The sequence below is a fragment of the Mesorhizobium sp. M0678 genome (assembly GCF_040320505.1).
In the GTDB taxonomy this organism is placed as follows: domain Bacteria; phylum Pseudomonadota; class Alphaproteobacteria; order Rhizobiales; family Rhizobiaceae; genus Mesorhizobium.
On the sequence record NZ_JAMYPT010000003.1, the window covers coordinates 224,895 to 242,464 of the forward strand.

Annotated in this window: 23 protein-coding genes; 7 read left to right on the forward strand and 16 right to left on the reverse strand. The window is 61.5% G+C overall.

Annotation, left to right across the window (positions count from 1 at the left end; genetic code table 11):
• Window position 1: 1 nt before the first annotated feature.
• The 5 genes from NKI29_RS07590 (at window position 2) to NKI29_RS07610 (ending at window position 4,169) form a co-directional block, all read left to right on the forward strand.
• Entirely contained in the window at window positions 2-448 is a 447-nt protein-coding gene (locus NKI29_RS07590) for an RbsD/FucU family protein (RefSeq protein WP_352569911.1), read from the forward strand.
• Complete coding sequence (locus tag NKI29_RS07595; RefSeq protein WP_352569912.1) at window positions 445-1,368, forward strand: carbohydrate kinase family protein; 924 nt, start codon at window positions 445-447, stop codon at window positions 1,366-1,368. Before NKI29_RS07590 ends, NKI29_RS07595 begins: the two co-directional genes overlap by 4 nt.
• A gap of 252 nt (window positions 1,369-1,620) precedes the next feature.
• Window positions 1,621-2,763 (forward strand): DegT/DnrJ/EryC1/StrS family aminotransferase, encoded by a 1,143-nt coding sequence (locus tag NKI29_RS07600; protein ID WP_352569913.1) that lies wholly within the window; start codon window positions 1,621-1,623, stop codon window positions 2,761-2,763.
• 18 nt (window positions 2,764-2,781) lie between these two features.
• The gene (locus NKI29_RS07605) at window positions 2,782-2,988 is read left to right on the forward strand and encodes a hypothetical protein (protein ID WP_352569914.1); all 207 of its coding nucleotides are present in this window, start codon (window positions 2,782-2,784) and stop codon (window positions 2,986-2,988) included.
• 161 nt (window positions 2,989-3,149) lie between these two features.
• Complete coding sequence (locus tag NKI29_RS07610; RefSeq protein ID WP_352569915.1) at window positions 3,150-4,169, forward strand: LLM class flavin-dependent oxidoreductase; 1,020 nt, start codon at window positions 3,150-3,152, stop codon at window positions 4,167-4,169.
• Window positions 4,170-4,220: 51 nt separating this feature from the next.
• Here the strand turns inward: NKI29_RS07610 and NKI29_RS07615 are convergent, their stop codons facing one another.
• The 3 genes from NKI29_RS07615 to NKI29_RS07625 all read right to left on the reverse strand — a co-directional run bounded on the left by NKI29_RS07615 (window position 4,221) and on the right by NKI29_RS07625 (window position 5,754).
• Window positions 4,221-4,703, reverse strand: a complete 483-nt coding sequence (locus NKI29_RS07615; protein ID WP_352569916.1) for an RES family NAD+ phosphorylase — start codon at window positions 4,701-4,703, stop codon at window positions 4,221-4,223.
• Window positions 4,700-5,134: an antitoxin Xre-like helix-turn-helix domain-containing protein gene (locus NKI29_RS07620; protein WP_352570002.1), complete on the reverse strand. Its 435-nt coding sequence runs from the start codon at window positions 5,132-5,134 to the stop codon at window positions 4,700-4,702. Before NKI29_RS07620 ends, NKI29_RS07615 begins: the two co-directional genes overlap by 4 nt.
• Before the next feature lie 68 nt (window positions 5,135-5,202).
• Entirely contained in the window at window positions 5,203-5,754 is a 552-nt protein-coding gene (locus NKI29_RS07625; RefSeq protein ID WP_352795767.1) for a CDP-alcohol phosphatidyltransferase family protein, read from the reverse strand.
• A gap of 310 nt (window positions 5,755-6,064) precedes the next feature.
• Between NKI29_RS07625 and NKI29_RS07630 the strand changes: the two genes are divergently transcribed.
• A complete protein-coding gene (locus tag NKI29_RS07630) occupies window positions 6,065-6,577 on the forward strand; it encodes a phosphatidylglycerophosphatase A family protein (RefSeq protein WP_352636382.1) in 513 nt (170 codons plus the stop codon).
• Window positions 6,578-6,620: 43 nt separating this feature from the next.
• Here the strand turns inward: NKI29_RS07630 and NKI29_RS07635 are convergent, their stop codons facing one another.
• The 13 genes from NKI29_RS07635 to NKI29_RS07695 all read right to left on the reverse strand — a co-directional run bounded on the left by NKI29_RS07635 (window position 6,621) and on the right by NKI29_RS07695 (window position 16,845).
• Window positions 6,621-6,794 (reverse strand): hypothetical protein, encoded by a 174-nt coding sequence (locus tag NKI29_RS07635; RefSeq protein WP_352692675.1) that lies wholly within the window; start codon window positions 6,792-6,794, stop codon window positions 6,621-6,623.
• 16 nt (window positions 6,795-6,810) lie between these two features.
• Window positions 6,811-7,464, reverse strand: a complete 654-nt coding sequence (locus tag NKI29_RS07640; RefSeq protein WP_352570003.1) for an aromatic-ring hydroxylase C-terminal domain-containing protein — start codon at window positions 7,462-7,464, stop codon at window positions 6,811-6,813.
• 395 nt (window positions 7,465-7,859) lie between these two features.
• On the reverse strand, window positions 7,860-9,149 hold the full coding sequence (locus NKI29_RS07645) for an ABC transporter substrate-binding protein (RefSeq protein WP_352569919.1): 1,290 nt from the start codon (window positions 9,147-9,149) through the stop codon (window positions 7,860-7,862).
• Window positions 9,150-9,177: 28 nt separating this feature from the next.
• A complete protein-coding gene (locus NKI29_RS07650) occupies window positions 9,178-10,014 on the reverse strand; it encodes a carbohydrate ABC transporter permease (RefSeq protein WP_352569920.1) in 837 nt (278 codons plus the stop codon).
• The gene (locus NKI29_RS07655) at window positions 10,004-10,951 is read right to left on the reverse strand and encodes a carbohydrate ABC transporter permease (protein WP_352569921.1); all 948 of its coding nucleotides are present in this window, start codon (window positions 10,949-10,951) and stop codon (window positions 10,004-10,006) included. Before NKI29_RS07655 ends, NKI29_RS07650 begins: the two co-directional genes overlap by 11 nt.
• A gap of 24 nt (window positions 10,952-10,975) precedes the next feature.
• The gene (locus NKI29_RS07660; RefSeq protein ID WP_352795769.1) at window positions 10,976-11,839 is read right to left on the reverse strand and encodes a TauD/TfdA dioxygenase family protein; all 864 of its coding nucleotides are present in this window, start codon (window positions 11,837-11,839) and stop codon (window positions 10,976-10,978) included.
• Between the two features lie 111 nt (window positions 11,840-11,950).
• Window positions 11,951-12,631, reverse strand: coding sequence for a TetR/AcrR family transcriptional regulator (locus NKI29_RS07665; RefSeq protein ID WP_352795771.1), 681 nt, complete (start codon window positions 12,629-12,631; stop codon window positions 11,951-11,953).
• A gap of 20 nt (window positions 12,632-12,651) precedes the next feature.
• Window positions 12,652-13,017: a DUF982 domain-containing protein gene (locus tag NKI29_RS07670; protein ID WP_352679857.1), complete on the reverse strand. Its 366-nt coding sequence runs from the start codon at window positions 13,015-13,017 to the stop codon at window positions 12,652-12,654.
• A 34-nt stretch (window positions 13,018-13,051) separates the two neighbouring features.
• The gene (locus NKI29_RS07675) at window positions 13,052-13,297 is read right to left on the reverse strand and encodes a DUF982 domain-containing protein (protein ID WP_352496211.1); all 246 of its coding nucleotides are present in this window, start codon (window positions 13,295-13,297) and stop codon (window positions 13,052-13,054) included.
• A gap of 8 nt (window positions 13,298-13,305) precedes the next feature.
• The gene (locus NKI29_RS07680; RefSeq protein ID WP_352503356.1) at window positions 13,306-13,551 is read right to left on the reverse strand and encodes a DUF982 domain-containing protein; all 246 of its coding nucleotides are present in this window, start codon (window positions 13,549-13,551) and stop codon (window positions 13,306-13,308) included.
• Between the two features lie 233 nt (window positions 13,552-13,784).
• Window positions 13,785-14,027, reverse strand: coding sequence for a DUF982 domain-containing protein (locus NKI29_RS07685; RefSeq protein ID WP_352503357.1), 243 nt, complete (start codon window positions 14,025-14,027; stop codon window positions 13,785-13,787).
• Window positions 14,028-14,906: 879 nt separating this feature from the next.
• Window positions 14,907-15,635: a hypothetical protein gene (locus NKI29_RS07690; protein WP_352569927.1), complete on the reverse strand. Its 729-nt coding sequence runs from the start codon at window positions 15,633-15,635 to the stop codon at window positions 14,907-14,909.
• A 40-nt stretch (window positions 15,636-15,675) separates the two neighbouring features.
• Window positions 15,676-16,845: a coiled-coil domain-containing protein gene (locus NKI29_RS07695; RefSeq protein ID WP_352569928.1), complete on the reverse strand. Its 1,170-nt coding sequence runs from the start codon at window positions 16,843-16,845 to the stop codon at window positions 15,676-15,678.
• A 307-nt stretch (window positions 16,846-17,152) separates the two neighbouring features.
• Between NKI29_RS07695 and NKI29_RS07700 the strand changes: the two genes are divergently transcribed.
• Window positions 17,153-17,416 (forward strand): glutathione S-transferase N-terminal domain-containing protein, encoded by a 264-nt coding sequence (locus NKI29_RS07700; RefSeq protein ID WP_352569929.1) that lies wholly within the window; start codon window positions 17,153-17,155, stop codon window positions 17,414-17,416.
• Window positions 17,417-17,570 lie beyond the last annotated feature (154 nt).

Here is a 17,570-nt window from a genome sequence, read left to right on the forward strand (position 1 = left end):
CATGCTGATCGGTATCCCGGCGCTGCTCGGCCCGGAGCTTCTGGCGATGTTGCGCGCCATGGGCCATGGCGACGAGATCGCGCTGGTCGACGGCAACTACCCGGCCGAACAGCAGGCACAGCGGCTGATCCGCGCCGACGGTCATCATCTCGTCCCGGTGCTCGATGCGGTATTGAGCGTATTGCCTGTCGACGACGCCGTGCCGCAGGCGCTGTTTCGCGCCTCGGCCAAAGGCGATCCCCTGCTCGCCGATCCGGTTCACCATGAGATGGAAGCGATCTGCGCCAGACGTGCGCCGGGCCGCAAGGTGGTTGCGCTTGCCGGCGCCGACTTCTATGCACGGGTCAAGGCCGCGCACGCGATCGTCGCGACAAGCGAGCCGCGGCTCTATGCCAACATCATCATTCGCAAGGGCGTGATCTATCCGCCGGAAAGCAAGACTTCATGATTCTCTGCTGCGGCGAAGCCCTGATCGACATGCTGCCGCGCACCACGACGGAGGGCGAGCCGGCCTTTGCGCCCTATGTCGGCGGTGCCGTCTTCAACTCGGCAATTGCGCTTGGCCGGCTCGGCGGGCCCGCTGCCTTTTTCTCCGGCCTGTCGTCGGATCTGTTCGGGGGCCAGTTCAGAGAGGCGCTGGAGGCCAGCAAGGTCAGTTCCACCTATGCGCACACCTCGCCGCGTCCGACCACGCTCGCCTTCGTGCGGCTCACCAACGGCCAGGCGACCTATACATTCTATGACGAGAACACCGCCGGACGCATGCTGACCATCGAGGACCTGCCGGAACTCGGCAGCGAGATCGAGGCCATGCTGTTCGGCGCCATCAGCCTGATCTCGGAGCCAGCCGGGTCGGCCTATGAAGAGTTCATGCGACGCGAGCATGAGCGCCGCGTGATGATGCTCGACCCCAACATCCGGCCAAACTTCATTCCGGACAAGGCCAAGCACCTCAGGCGCATCCGCAACATGATGGCGATGGCCGACATCGTGAAACTGTCGGACGAGGATCTGAACTGGTTCGGCGAAGCCGGCTCGCATGAGGACGTCGTCCGGAACTGGCTGGAGCGCGGTCCGAAGCTGATCGTCGTCACCCATGGTAGCGAGGGCGCGGTCGGTTACAGCAGCCAGCACCGGGTCACCGTCGTGCCGGACAAGGTCGAGGTGGTCGATACGGTCGGCGCCGGCGACACATTCAATGCCGGCATTCTTGCCTCCTTGCACGAGCAGGGTCTGCTCTCGAAGACGGCAATCGCCAGCTTGCCGGAAGAAGCCATCCACAAGGCGCTGACGCTCGGCGCCAAAGCCGCGGCGGTGACGGTATCGCGGGCCGGCGCCAACCCGCCATGGCGGCATGAAATCGCCTGACCGGCTGGCAACAGCCTCGCGGACCGCTTGCCGGCGATCACTTTATGTTTCGCCCAGCCAGTGGGGCGGGATACAAAGGCCACATCAAGCATGCCGAAGCCCGGATTTCCTCGCGTTTAAGAGGGCAGATCGGAAACCAGAGGTAACAGGCTGCGACACTTGAGCAATTCAGGGTTTTGCCCTGCGGCTTTCTCGGCCGTGCCAAGTCTGCTACCAGCGGCCGGTTATCTGGCTAAACCGTTTGAGGCCGACATGCAGTTCATCGATCTTGGCGCGCAGCGCGAACGCATCCGCGACAGGCTGAAAGCGGCAATCGACCGGGTCGTCGACGAAGGCCGCTATATTCTCGGACCTCAGGTCACCGAATTCGAAAACAAGCTCGCCGCCTATATCGGCACCAAGCATGTGGTCGCTTGCGCCAACGGCACCGATGCGCTGCTGCTGCCGCTGTTTGCCGCCGGCATCGGCCAGGGCGACGCGGTGTTCGTGCCGAGCTTCACCTTCGCCGCCACGGCCGAAGTGGTGGCGCTGACCAAGGCCGAACCGGTGTTCGTCGACGTCGATGCCGACAGCTACAACATCGACGTCGCCAGCCTCGAGGCGGCGATTGCCATGATCAAGGCGGAAGGCCGGCTGAGGCCGAAGGCAATCATTCCCGTCGACCTGTTCGGCCTCGCCGCCGATTACGAGGCGATCATGGCCATCGCCAACCGCGAAGGCCTGATGGTCATCGAGGATGCGGCGCAGGCGACCGGCGGCTCGGCTGACGGCAAGATGTGCGGCTCGTTCGGCACCGTCGGCTCGACCAGCTTCTATCCGGCAAAACCGCTCGGCTGCTATGGCGACGGCGGTGCGATGTTCACCAATGACGATGCGCTGGCCGAACAGTTGCGCTCGTTCGCCTTCCACGGCAAGGGCGAAACGCAATACGACAATGTCCGCGTCGGCATCAACTCGCGGCTCGACACGCTGCAGGCGGCGATCCTGATCGAGAAGCTGGCCATCCTCGAGGACGAGATGGTGGCGCGGCAAGCGGTCGCCAATCGCTATGCCGAAGGTCTCGGCGATATCGTCAAGGCGGCGCGCAATCTGGGCGGCGGCCGCTCGGCCTGGGCGCAATACGCCATCGAAACGCCGAAACGCGACGGGCTCAAGGCACATCTCGGTGAAAAGGGCATTCCGTCGGTTATCTACTATGTGAAACCGCTGCACAGCCAGATTGCCTATCGCGATTATCCGCGCACGCCGACCGGCCTTGCCGTTTCGGAAGAGTTGCCGAAGCGCATCCTGTGCCTGCCGATGCATCCCTATCTGAGCGAGGCTGACCAGGACCGGATCATCGAAACGATCCGTAACTATATCGGCTCGAATTCGGCGCATGTAGCGGCGGCATAAATTCGAAAGTTTCGAAGCGTGGTCGCGGAGTACATCGACGAGTTCATCATGTTCTGCGCCGGGTTGTGGATGGCTGGCGTCGGCTTCGGATTTCTCGCGGACCCGTTCCAAGCTCGCCCGGGCCAGCAGCAAGCATGGTGGACCAACTTTGGGGTTCACTTCAAATGGATGGGACCGCTGTTGATCCTCATCGCGATATTGCTCGCGTTCGCGGCACCTTCCTAGACTCGCGTCCGACGGCAGCTCGGCACGGTCGGCATCGTTGATCAACAACCGCCGATTCAAGCTTTGCGCGTCAAGGCAGGCGATCATCGGCACCGATTTTGCGATGCTTTGCTGCGCGCCGCAGCATAGTCTGCACCTGGCTCCCCTTTAGGCTGGTTCTCATGAAGAAGATTGGTTTCCTCTCGTTCGGGCACTGGACGCCCTCGCCGCAATCGCAGACGCGGACGGCATCCGACGCGCTTTTGCAGTCCGTCGAGCTGGCCGTCGCGGCCGAGGAGCTGGGTGCGGACGGCGCGTATTTCCGCGTGCATCATTTCGCCCGTCAGCTCGCCTCGCCCTTTCCGCTGCTGGCAGCGGTTGGGGCGAAGACCAGCCGAATCGAGATCGGCACGGCGGTGATCGACATGCGCTATGAGAACCCGCTCTACATGGCCGAGGACGCCGGCGCCGCCGACCTAATCGCCGGAGGGCGTCTGCAGCTGGGCATCAGCCGCGGCTCGCCGGAGCAGGTAATCGAGGGATGGCGCTACTTCGGCTATGCCCCGCAAGAGGGCGAGAGCGATGCCGACATGGCACGCAGACACACCGAAGTGCTGCTCGAAGTGTTGCTGGGCAAAGGCTTTGCGCAGCCCAATCCGCGGCCGATGTTTCCCAACCCGCCCGGCCTGCTTCGCGTTGAACCACACTCGGAGGGCCTGCGCGACCGCATCTGGTGGGGCGCCGCCACCAACGCCACGGCGGAATGGGCGGCGAAGCTGGGGATGAACCTGCAAAGCTCCACGCTCAAATTCGATGAAGGCGGAAAGCCGTTTCACATCCAGCAGGCCGAACAGATCCGGGCTTTTCGTGAGGCCTGGAAGACGGCCGGACACACGCGCGAGCCGCGGGTGTCGGTCAGCCGGAGCATTTTTGCCTTGGTCGACGATCGCGACCGCGCCTATTTCGGCGGCAATGAGAGCGGAGATCAGTTCGGTTACATCGAGGCAGACAGGCGCGCCGTCTTCGGCCGCTCCTATGCCGCCGAGCCGGACATCCTCATCGAGCAGCTAAAGGGCGACGAAGCCATCGCCGAGGCCGATACGCTGCTGCTTACCGTCCCCAACCAGCTCGGGGTCGACTACAACGCCCATGTCATCGAGGCGATTCTGACCCATGTCGCCCCAGGCTTGGCCTGGCGCTGACGAGTTTGAACAATCGACGCCACAGGCAGGAACCTGCCCCTCCTGACCTGCTCAGGAGCCGAACAGGCGACTGTCCCAATATACGGGTTGATGCAGGCTGGCTGTGATCAAGGCAAACTCCGGATGGGTCGGATTGATCAACACGTTGTTGTCGAGGCGAGCCACGACGCTTGGCACGATCAAGATCGCGCTGCGGCGCTCGACATACCACGTCTCGCCGAATTCCTTGCTCACCTTTGCCGGCATCATATCCCACCCCGGCAGCGACGGCTGCGAAAATATCTCGTAGCTTAGCCCGCGCGGAACCATGATCTGGACGTAGTGCTGGTTGGGCGGCAGTCTGCCGCTGCCGTGCACCAGCTTTTCCAGCAACGCTGTCGAATAGTGCTCGCTGGTGTAAATCACTGGGCTGCCAGGCGTGTTCCAGCGGCCGGGCGCGATCGTCGAGCCCGTCGCGTCAAAGAACGGATGGATGCCGGCAGGATCGCCGATCCTGAAGCACGGCAGCGTCCGATCGAGTATCTGCGCCGTCAAGCGGCAGTGCCGTATTTCAGGCCTGCAAGGATATCGATCACCAGCTCGGCGCCGATCTCGTTTCGGATGACCATTTCGATCGGGCGTCGGTCTTCCAGCATGGGATGAGGTCGAAATAGAAAGTCACGAGCCTCATCTTCGATCTTCCAGACGTCGAGGGCCAAGTCCCATGCACGAGCCACCCGTGCCACCCGCATGCCCTCCTCCGAAGACAGTCGAAGAGCGCCCCTCTTGCGACGTTCATAGGTTGCCTTTGGAACGAGGCGGTATTTGAATTGGGCATCGGCCGGTGCCAGCAATTGTGAGACGCGTTCGAGCGCGCCGATGGGCAATCCGCCTTCAATTCGAGCCATCAGCCCGAATGGCGACCGTGCAGCCGTTTCCTTGGGCGACAGCCCCAGCACGTCGGCTATATTTCCAAATGCTAACATCTCTGCTTCCATTCATATGAAGCAGTATATAGCCTCACATGAGGCTGAATGCAAACGTTCTTGCGGTCTCACGGCTGGTTGCCGTCGGCTCGTTTAAGCATCGCAAATGCACGACTGATCCGTTGTAGCGCTGTGGCGTTGGCCAGCACTGCGTACAGCGCGAACCCACCCGCCAGAATCCAGGGCGAAGCCGCGCCCATGGCGGTCGCGACTCCGTCCGCGGCGAGCAGCACGCAAATGAACACCAGACGTTCCATCCGCTCGAAGAAATCCGGCCAACCATGGTTTTCTACGGGAATTTCCAGCGCCGTCCGTGCCTTGGCGTAACTTGTGAGTATCCCGCCGGCGAACGCGAACATTGCGATCGCCCACAGATCGGCGACCCAGCCGATTGCCGCAAAGACGGCCAATTCCTGATAACGGTCGACGACGGCATCGAAATAGCCACCGGCCTTGGTGCTCATATTTGTCCGGCGGGCTACCGCACCGTCCAGCGCATCGAAGGTGAAGGCAAACGCCAGGCAAAGGCCAAAGGCAAGACTTGAATGGTGATAGACATAGGCGGCCGACGACAAAGCGACGAGCACGAGCCCGCTAGCCGTAACCTGGTTCGGCGTCATGCCGATCCCGATCAGCGGAGAGGCGGCCTGCTCCCATAGCGGGTCGATGCGACTTTTCATGAGACCGGCGATCATGGCGGCTCCTCTGATGATGTCGTTTCACCGAGCTTTACCAGCAATTTGCGGGTTTGTTCCACCGTCGCTACCGTTCCAATTGGTCAAAGCGGGCCGAGACCGGGCTCAGCAACATTCTCAACTCGCCGCAACAGCGATTTCTTTTTGGCGAATGCGGCCGGCGGAATAAGGCGCTCGCCAAGCTGACGGAGCAAATCGAACGGCAGTCTGGCGGCAGCACCCGAACGATGTGACTATGATCGCTTGCGATCCGTGGGAAGCCGGCCGAAACTCGATGCATAAATTTCCACCCAAGTTCGCCTACCTGCTCGCGACCTCTGTCGGCGCGGGATTATCTCCAATATGGCCGGGCACGGTCGGCGCAATAGTTGGAGTGGCTGTTGCCGCAGCTCTGATACCTGCATCGCCTTGGCTGACCGTGCTTGCCTATGCGGCCCTGTTCGCCGTTGGCGTATGGGCGTCATCGCATGTTATCTCCCGTACCGGGGCGGAGGATCCGCAGATCGTCGTCATCGATGAGACCTTCGGCGCCGCCGCGACACTTTCCATGCTTCCGATCGACCCACTCTGGTGGGCAGCAGGCTTCCTTGCTTTCCGGTTTTTCGACGTCGTCAAGCCTTGGCCCATCCGTATCATGCATGACAAGGTAAGGGGTGGGGCCGGCATTATGCTGGACGACGCGGCCGCGGCTGTCGTCGCTGGGGCGTTGCTGCTCCTGCTGAACGGTTTGATTGACCATTTGCGGTAACGGCGACATTCGGTCTGCCAAGGCCACGGTGGTTCATCGGAGTTTAGCGCCACAAGGGAAGACCGGACCGATGCGAAGCCACAGGATCGCGGCCATTCCAGGCGATGGGATCGGCAAGGGAGTCGTAGCGGCCGGGCTTCGTGCGCTGGCCGTCTGCGCCCTTGGCATCGCCCGCATTCCCGGCGACGACATCGGCGTGCCAGAACGCAGGAGGCATCCGCACTCGCCGCCGCTCACCGATGGTGTTCGTGTGCCTGCGTGCGGAAACCAAACCCGTCAAGCGTTTCGATCAGCACCTGTACGGGATCAGGCACACCGTGCGATGACCGCCACGCGACAAAGCCGTCCGGCCTGACCAAGGCGGCACCGCCGCTTTCAACCCCGAGCGCGGAAGGCCACCGATGGTCCAAGTCAATCAGATCGTCATTGGCACCCAAGGCGTGGCAGGTCAGCGGCATTCCGAGGCGTTGGCTTATCGCGTCAGCGGCCTGACACCATGCTTCGTCAGCGCAGAGGAGAAGAAGATCGCGATCGCACAAATCGAGACTCGAAATCCGCCGGCCGGCGCGCCCGACCGCGAAATGCGGTAAACGCGTGCCAGGGCGACCCGACAGCTTGGCGGATTTTTGGAACGGGTGATCGTCCGGTGTGGATTCCCGAGCCACGATGCCTGCAGTGTAGCGTTGGCCAAATACCACGTCGTAATCCTCGACGATCGCAACAGGAGGAGGCAACCGCTTCGACGGATCGTCGAACCATTTCTGTAGGCGGGCGAGCGCTTGCGCCAACGTAGCCTCGATGACCGGCCTGCGCTCCATGTCATAGCTATCCAGCAACGAGGGATCGGCATGCCCGCGTGCTACCATCGCAAGCTTCCAGGCAAACAGGCTGGCAAGTCCGAGGGTTGATTACGTCCCCCCGGAGGGGCGGCGCCCGTGCACTACATCGAGTAGCAGGCGATAAGCGTCCCCGGCGCCGCTCGAAAGCATCTACAAAGTCAGTAGGCCATGCGTGCCGACAAGCGGCATCATGGTATCTACCTCGATCATGGGGAGTCGCCGACGGTCAGCGGCCATTGCCTATGCCGCGTAGTGGGATATCGGCGGCGGTGCGATGAACCTGCTATCTGCGCCAGCGCACTGCCAGGCAGTCCTGAGCTCGCGCGATCGAATTCAGGTCCATGGAACATCGCCTCATCCGACGACCACTTTACGACCGTGCTGATCCTCGCCGGTTGGTCGCCTGGCAAGTACCAGGCGACTTGGCGACGTGGTCCATACGATTACGCTGGCATCAGCGGCTTGACGCGGTCGACAATGGCGGCGACCGCTTCCTTCGGGTTCTTGCGACCGAGGACGGCGAGCTGAACCTCCTCGAGAAACGTCGACTGAGCGCGAGCGGCTTCGGGAAAAGCCGGGAAGGCTGGTCTCGCCTTGGCAAGGGCGGCAGCCTCGACCTTCGCCTGCGGCTGCGACCCGGCGAACGACGGCTCGGCATAGGTCGATGAGCGGACGGGGCCATTGCCGTTGCGCGCCATATCGAGTGTAGCCGCCTTGCTCGCTACGAAGCGGAGATAGCTCCAGGAGAGTTTCTTGTCCGCCGAATTGGCGGGAATGGCCATAGCCCAGGATTCGACGACCGGGTGCATTTCCTGACCGCTGCCGAGGGTCTTGGAGCCGGGGAACTCGATCGCCTTGATCTTTCCCGGCGCGGTCGACTGTTCCTTGTTGTTGAGCTGCGCGTAGCGGGCGAAAGGCAGCACCGCGAAGGCTGCGCGTCCCTGCTGCATCCAAGTCACCATATCGTCATTGCGCGTCGTGGCGTAGCTGCGGGGGAGCGCCCCGGCCTTGAAGAGGTCGGCGAGCACGGACAGGCCTTTTTCCATCGCCTCCGGATCGGGAACCACCCGGAACTGCTTGTCGATAAAATCGCCGCCAAAGGCGCGGGCGAACATGACCGGGAAGACGGCGAGGTCGCTCGCAAGGATCATGCCGACGACCGGCGTACTGGACTTGGAGGTGAAGGTCAGCTTCTTCGCCTGCTCGACCAGCTCCTCCAGCGTGTCCGGTGGCGCCGAAATGCCGGCCTCCTGAAGCAGCTCCTCGTTGTAGAAAAGCCCCTGCGTGGCATGGCGCACCGGGATGCCGACGAGCTTGCCGCCGACGGTCATCGACTGGCGCAGGCCCTCGACGATATCGTCGAAATCCTCGATCGGCTCGGCTTTCCGGAGGTCGTCGAGCGGCTCGAAGAGCGAGGCGATCTGCGATGTCATGCGGTTGTCGATGATATAGCCGACGTTGAAATCGGTCTCGCTCAGGCTCGCCTCCCGGAATAGCCGGTCCTGGAGCGGATTGCTGTCGAGCGTCGTCCAGGAGATCTGGGCGTTGTTCTTGTCCTCCCAGGGCTTGATGACATTGCCGGCGGCGCCGGTCGTCAGGTTGGTTTGGTGGACGCGATGGCAAAGCACGTTCAGCGTCTTTACCTGAGCATGGGCCAACCGGCCAAATGCGCCCGTCGCGCCGGCGGCCATCGCGGTCGTCAGCAGGGCTCTGCGTGTCATGTGCAAAGGCATTGTCTTCCTCCCTTTCTCGGTGACGTCGTCACCCCTTGGTCGCGCCGGCGGTCAACCCGGCGACAAGAAACCGGTTCATCAGGACCACGAAGACGAGAACCGGCAGCAATTGGACGGTAGAGGCCGCAAAGAGCACGCCCCAGTCGACGCCATCGATCGAGCTGATCATCTCAGAAAGGACCAAAGGCGCAGTCTTGGCGTGGTTGGCGGTGAAGATATAGGCGAACAGAAACTCGTTCCACGCGAAGACGACGACGAAGACGGCGACGGCGAGCATGCCGGGCGCTACGAGCGGCAAGATGATCTTCACAAGGATCGTCAGCGGCCGCGCGCCGTCGAGGACAGCCGCCTCGTCGAGTTCGCGCGGCACCTGGTCAATGAACGTGCGCATCAGGAGCGTGCCGAGCGAGACGAAGAAGGTCGCGTAGAGCAGGATCAGCACCAGATGGGTGTCGTTGAGCCCGAGCCGATTGACGACCGGGAACAGTGGCAGCGTCACGACGATCGGCGGGATCAGCCGCGATCCGATCAGAAACATCACCGATCCCTCCAGGAAACGGACGCCTCGATAGCGCGAGTAGGCGAAACCAGCGAGCAAACTTGCCATGACGGCAAGCGCCGTTGCCCCGGTGGTGATGATCAGGCTGTTGACGAGCCCGTCGAAAAAGGCCGGCCAGCGCTGCCATAACGAGGCGTAGTGCTCGAAGGTCGGTTCGAAGAAGAGCTCTGGTGGAACCGCGAAAATCTCGCGACCGGGTTTGAACGACGAGAGCACGATGAAACCGATCGGAAACAGCGACCAGACGACGATTGCCGCAACAGCGAGCGTCTTTCCGGCACCGATGGCGAGACGCTTAGAACGCATTGGCCACGGATTCCTTGCGCAGCCGCCATACATAGCCAGTCGCAAGCAGCAGCGAGATGACGACCATCATCCACGCCGTCGCGGCCGCCGTGCCGAACGAGTTGTAGCGGAAGCCTTCCTGATAGAGATAAACGGAAACGACCTCGGTCGTGCGCGCCGGGCCGCCCTGGGTCAGGAGCCAGACCTCGGAAAAGAGGCGGAAGGCGAAGATGTAGCGGAAGAGCAGCGCGATCAGGATCGCTGGCGCCAGAAGCGGTAGCGTGATGTTGCGGAAGAGCTGGAACGCGTTGGCCCCGTCGGTGCGCCCAGCCTCGTAGAGCTCCTTCGGAACCGCGAGCCGTGCCGCATAGAGAATGATGAATGTGAATGGCAGGTGCAGCCAGATTGTCAGCAGGCCGACGAGGATGAGGCCATGGGAAGGGATGAACGTCCAGTCGAGCGTCGGCAGCCCGGTGTATCGCAGCATCAGCGTGATCGGCCCGACGTCTGGATCGAACAGGAAGCGCCACATTGCGACCGCCGTCACCTCGCTGATAGCGTAAGGAGCGAGCACCACGACGAGCATGACACGCTGGAAGGGAAGCCCGGAGGCGAAAAGCAGAGCCAGGCCGAGACCGAGCAGAAGTTCGATATGAACCGCGACGGCGACGACGAGGACCGTGTTCCAGATCGAACCCCAAAAATATGGATCGGTGAGGACGCGGATATAGTTATCGAGCCCAACGAAGCTTGCCGATTGGCCGAATGACGAGGCCTCGAAACTCAGCCACAGGACGAAGATGGAGGGCAGCACGATGATCCCAAGCACCAGGAGGTGCACGGGCGTCGCATAGAGATAGGCAGGCGAAAACGCGAAGCGCCGCCTCTTGGTCTCGCCAGCCGCTTCCGCCGCCCCTTCCCCTCTGTGGCCGACGGACGCCTCGGAACCAAATGCCATTGCTCCTCCCTGAGCGGTTGCGCGTCAGCCGTCCCTGGCGGCAAGTGGAACGGTGCCCTCCACCGTCGTTCGGTACATCACCCGGCGATATCCGGGATAATCGTTGATGGCAGTGTGCAGGACGTGGGGATTGTTCCACATGCCGAGCGTCTTCGGTTCCCAACGCAGCCTGCAGTTGAACTCGGGCCGGACAGCCCGCGCCATCAGGAAGTCGGTCATCGGCTTGCTTTCTTCCTCCGTCATCCCCTTAAAATTGGTCATCACGCTGCTGACGAAGACATAGCGCCGGCCAGTCTCGGGGTGCCGACAGATCACAGGGTGCTCGACGACGGCATTCTCGATCGCCTCGACATCGGCCTTGACGCCCAGCCGACTGTGGGCCGCGTTGATGGCGAAGACCCCGCGGCCGCTATGGACGCCCGTCAGCCCTTGCAGGATTTCGACCAGCCGCGGCGAAAGCGAGTCATATGCCTTCTCGAGGCTTGAGAAGCATGTGTCGCCGCCGACCGGCGGCACCTCTTCACCGTAGAGGATCGTAATGCCTGGCGGCTTTGGTAGCCAGGCGAGGTCCATGTGCCAGTCCTCGCCGATCACCTTGCCCGTGTCGTCCGGCTCGCGCACGAAGCGCACGATATCGTCGAAGCCGTCGATCGGCGTGTGCACCGGATTGCCGCTAAATGGCCCGAACCGGCGCGCGACCTTGTGGACGCCAGCGGCGTCAAGCTCCTGATCGCGCACGGCGAGCGCATGATACTGGTAGAGCGCGCGGCGAACGTCTTCGAAAGCATCCTCGCTCGCGCCCGCCAGATCGATCCCGCGGATTTCTGCACCGAGCGCTCCAGTGAAGGGGCTGACCTCGAAACGGGTGAATTCGTCATCGCGTAGCACGTGATCCTCCCTTGTACGCGCCTCGTCGCCGCCACGGGCTGACTTACCTGTAAGTAAGTAACCCGGAGGCTAACATCTGTCAACTCGCCCTCGCTTTGATCCACTGGATGTCTAGCCTCGGCGCGAGCCCTTCCCCGCATCCTGCCAAGCTGCGCGGATGATCGCCGCCAGTGCTGCGAAGGTCCTAGCGACCTCGTCGAAGCTTCCGGTGTCCTGCGTCATCGGTGGACAGGACAGAAGGGTAATGCGCAGCATGTGCACGAGTTCGTCCCTGAGCGTGTCGGGAGAAAGTTCTCCATCCTTCACAGCCTGGTCCACCGCATGGCGTAGGCTCTGTTCATAGACCCGGTTGACACGCTCCAGGGCATGTTCGGCTGGTTCGCCGAGAACTGGGAGGTCGTGGCGAAGGCGCGAAAGCGGGCTCCACATATTGCGGGCTCCCGTCTCAGCGTTGAAACGTTCATAGAAGCGGCGCAGATCCTCGAGCTGCATATCGAGACGGTCGAAGAACCGGATATCGGGGGTCGTCCAGAAGCGCTTGATGCGGGCCTCGGCGTTGGCGGCGAAGTCCGCGATCAATTCCTCCATCAGCTGACGCTTGTTGCCGAAGTGATGATGGATGTTGGCGCGCGTCGTGCCGATTGCCGTCGCTATATCGCCGAAGCTGAAACCATCGTGGCCGCGCAGGACATAGAACTCGGCCGCGACCTCTTTGATTCTGCTGCGGGTAGAGTGCGCCTCATCGCCGGGAGATCCTGAAGTGTTGGCTCTCATATCCCTTCCGAAATTCATGCCGCTCGCCATCGCGACAATCAGCATACGAAACGTGCTGCAACCGTCCGCCGGTCGGCACAGACGCGATCAGCGTTGCTACACCATACAATGTCATGGGATGTACCCGTCGTACATGGATCTTCTTCTACGCTCAGGTGGGAACTAATTTGCGCCAGTTCGCGACATTCAACGTTTCGCACGAACATCCCCTCCTCCTTAGCAGCAGCCCCGAAGGCCTTACGGGCCTCCTCCGGGGTCGCCCGATCCTCGACGGCGTCGATGCATAGTTGCACAGCCTTCCTCCACTTAGGTCCCATCTTGATCCACTTCAGGAGTTCCTCGGCGGCACCCTCGACATTGTTACACCCGTAGGTGACCCCAGGTCGGTCGGTCTTGACGTACACCGGAGGGGAGAACCAATGGGTTGCCCGACACCTCCTACTCAGGGGAGAGATACATCTTGGCCTCCTTTGCGGCAGCCTCAAAGGCCTTTCGCACCACCTGAGGGTCAATCGAATCGCCCTCCAGATCTGACAGGCACAGCGTCACCGCCTTATGCCAGCAGGGTCCTCTCCGGGTCCACGTTTTGAGCTGCTCAAGGGCTGCCCTCGCATTGTTGCAGCCATGCCTGACACCGGTTTCAGTCTTCACGAACACCGGAGGGACGAACCAATGGGTTGCCATGATACCTCCTAGTCAGGGGAGAGATACACGTTGGCCTCCTTGGCAGCCGCCTCGAAGGCTTCACGGACCTCTTGGGGGGAGGATTTGCCCTCGAATGCATCGACGCAGGATTGGACAGCCTTGGTCCACTTCGGGCCCTTTGTGTCCCACCCCATGAGCTCCTCGGCGGCTCCCTCGACGTGGCTGACCCCATTGCGAATGCCCGGACGTTTCGTCTTCACGTAGACCGGTGGAGAGAACCAGAGAGGACCCATAAGGGGGAACTTAGAGCGGCAAGAGCCCGCCGACCAACCCCGCTTTAGCCGCAGCTAAGGGAACGATGTAGGCCCTCGCGGGTTTAGAGGTGGCAGCGGGATTCTTCGTGGATGTGCAGCCGCTGTGGGGGGGTCCGTCGCCTCTCCCTCACTGGCGGCGGGCTCCTTTCGCGCGAAGGCGGTGTTGGTAATAGACACCTAGAAGCTTATACCGCATCCAATTTAGCTAGTTCTCATTGGGGGAGTAATGTCCCCTCCTCTTTTGCAGCAGCCAGAAATGCCTTACGGGCCTCCTCAGGTTCCATCTCGTCGAATATCACGGCCATGCAAACGCGCACCGCGAGGTCCCAGCAAGGGCCACGCTTGGTCCACTTCATCAGCTCCTCGCCGGCTTTCTCGGCGTTGTTGACGTTGCGGATGATCCCGGGACGCTCGGTCTTGACGGGGACCGGAGGGTTGAACCAGTGGAGAGCCATACGTCACTCTTTGTCGGCCCTATCAAGTTCCTCCAGCAAATACCTTTGCTCAGCCGGCAGCTCCCGTTCTACAGGCAGATTTAGCAGGTTGCGAAGGTAATTGCGGATTACCTCTGAGGTGATCCAGTGCCGCACAACTTTGGCAATAACCTTCTGTTTGGCTTTATCGATTTCAACCACATTCGGGCCTACATCTTAAAAGGACCGAACTGCACCTCGAGCGGATTTGTTCCTTAAGGGGGCCAGAATGTTTGATACAAAAATCTGGGCGGGTGATCGGATAACTGGCTCGCGCGAGGCCCCCCGCGCGCCCTTCGTTTCCCACTGGCGAGGCCCTAACAATCCCCGTCAGAGAAGTTGGAACCCAACATCGTGAGCCTGAGCCAGAAGTTACGCAGCCAGCAGCCGTTCTGCATCTATTGTGCCGGATCGGCTCGCGGCGTCGACATCGACCACGTGCCGCCACGGGTCTGTTCGATGGCAAGTGGCGACCGAAGGGCGGGAAGTGACTACCTGCAAGGCATGCCATGAAGGGACGCGCGAGATGGACGATGTCGCGGCGTTCGCAAGCCGTTCCTGCCCAACCCGACGACCGGGGGACAGCATGGTTGTCATTGGTCATGACGATCACCTGGGCGGTGCGCCAAGAGGGCTTGGGCACGGCAGGCGCACCGTCTAGGGACAAAGGCTGCCGATGCTTCGTCAGGATTGTTCCGATATCAGCGAGTCCGCTTCTTGATAGGTCTTGCGACCAGTACGCACGCGCGCGCGGCCACAGGTCGAGGCTAGGAAACTCACACTCGCGGGCGCTGGTTGATCACCGAGCCAACACGAGCGACCTCGGCTAAGCGCCGTGTGTCCCTCTTACAGGCTTGGCTGCTATATTATTGCAGTGACCCTGCCCGACGCATCGAGGCGACAACTGACTTGCGCCTGCCGGACTTCGATGCCACCTTGTCTAGCGTAGTCTATTCGCACCTCGATCGGCGCCGTGAGTGCGCCTCGACGTTGACGCAAGGCACCTGCGCTTACCGCGTGGACACGGACGGCGCCAAGCGGCGTCGCAGCGGACACGATCGCCGCGCGGCAGGCGCGCACCACTGCGGCTGGCGTACCGGTTTTCGCTTTCAGCGGTGCCAGAAACTCAGCGGGATAGCCCTTGGTGACCCGCTCGGACCCACCGTCACCAGGTTTAGAGGGCAGGAGGACGGGTGGCAGGACGATCGATTGCCTGGCGGTCTTGGGAGAGGCAGTGGCTGTGGTGGCTGCGGCCGGACTACCGGGAGCGGTAACCGATTCGTTTTCGGCGGCTGGATCGTCGCCCACACCGACATCCGTCGAAATCCCTCCGCCTGTGTCACCTACGGTGCCGCTGGCACTAACGCTTGCGTCGACTGAGCCGTCATCTGCGCCGACCGAAGCTCCAACGCTTGCTCCGCCTACACCGTCGACGCTCGTGCCCACCCCCACAGATACGCCTTGCGAACCGGCACTCACTCCAGCACCGACCCCGGCACCGCCAACATTGCCGCCTACACCTGCATCAAGAGCCGAGGCAGGCCCGATTGCGATCCCGATCGTCAACGCGGCTGCGACGTATTTTTTCATTATCATACTCCCCTGCGGCATACATTTCGCTCACTATTCTTCACTGGCCTAGGTCGAGCTTTTTCGGTGGTCGCGTTGGGAGCAATGCGGCGGGAAGAGCGATGGTTGACAGCAGAACAGGTTGCGGTGACTTTTGGACCTTCACTTTCTGTTTTTCCGGCAAGCCCGGTTTACGGACTGGTTGGAAGCCCGAACGCGATGGCCTACTTGCATGTGCACTCGCGGGGGTACGTGCTTTCGGCGCGCGCTCCACAGCCGCAGTGCGACGCTTACCCTTGACAATATCAATTGCCTCACGCGCGGCACTGAGGCTGCGGGCTAGACCGATAGCCCTTTCACGCTCTTGGTCCAGCGCCGCACTCAATTCTATCGAGTTCTGCTTTAAAGCATCGCGTTCCTTGCGAACGATGGCGAGGGCTCGTACAGCTGAATCTGCTCGTTCGCGTCCCAGTTCGAGTGCTTCTCGAGCTTGCTTTACAGCGGCCTCGGCCACCTGTCGGTCCCTTATGGCGTTGGCCTGCTCGACGGCTGCCAGATTTGCGCCTGTCTTAAGAGCATCGATCGTTTGGCGAGCCGTAGTAAGTTCTTGTTCCAAGAGCTCAACCTTGTGCCGCTCGTCATCAAGCGCTCGCTTGGCAGCAAGCTGAGAGACTTCCATAGAGGGATGCGCTCCAAGCGTGGCAGCCTTCTCGCTGTTCCAGAGACTGGCTTCGGCCCTGTAGCTTTCGATAACGCGCTGCGCCGTCTCCAGATCGAGCGCGAGCGCTTCGTCTGTTCGCTGCTGCTCTTTTAGGGCTTGTGCTTGCTGAGCCACCGTGTCTGTCAGTACGTGTGCCTGGGCGCTTAGGTCACGTGCGCCGCGCTGCATAACGTCTAGCTCCGCTCGTGCTGCGGCCAATTCGCGGCGCAAACCCTCCACATGCTCGCCGAGCGGCGTTTGCGCGCCCTCCTTGAGTGCCTGTGTTTCGCTGAGCACCAGCTCTCTAGATATATAGGATCCGAGCGCGCTCGGTTGCGGCTTGCCCGGTTCTTTGTCGACCTCGGTGTGTTCGGAAACCACGACCGACGAGCTGTCGTTAGCTGCGGCAACAGCTGACGCTTCGGGCGCCAACTGACTATTTGCCGGAGATGCCAACAGCAGAACGAGACATAACGGAACGAGGGATAGCATGGCGCTACACCCCCTGCCGCGTATCTGCAGATGATTCATCACTGAACCTCACCGACCGCGGCCTCACCGCTATTGTATTCTCCACTTATGCGCGCGGCGCTGGATCAATGCTAGTGAAGCACCCTCGGCAACGCCAAGGCACCGAATAAGGCGTAAAGCCTGTCTCCTATTTCCTTACTTATCATCATTCGAACGAACGGAACTTTCGTTCATTTACTCTGGGGGTTGTCTGAAACCCCGAAAGGCTGCCCTGCTCAAAACGGCTCTGTCTGGTCACTCCAGAGCCTCCAAGATACTGGAGGTCACGCTCTGGAGGAGGACGAGCCCCATCAATCGCAACGAGGATGTGTTTGCGATCAATCCGCTTGGCAAAGTGCCCGTTCTCGTTCTCAATGACGGTTATACGATCTTCGATTCGAGCGTAATCTGCGGCTATCTCGACGATCTCGAAAGCAGTCGTCGGCTCATCCCCGAAAGAGGGCGAGCAAAATGGTCCGCCTTGCGCCTCCAGGCGCTCGCCGGCGGCATGTGCGACGCAGGCATTTCCATCCGCTGGGAAACGAGCGCCGCCCTGAACATCTGCGTTACCCTGCCTTGGGCGCAGGCATGACGATGAAGCTCATCGAAATTCTATAACTTTGTGGAACGCGAGGTCGAATTCGACGCGCCGCTCCATGTCGGCCACATCGCGCTCGCCACTTGTCTAAGCTGGCTGGAATTCCGGAGATTGCCCGACTTCTTGCAGGGGAGGCCACGACTGACGG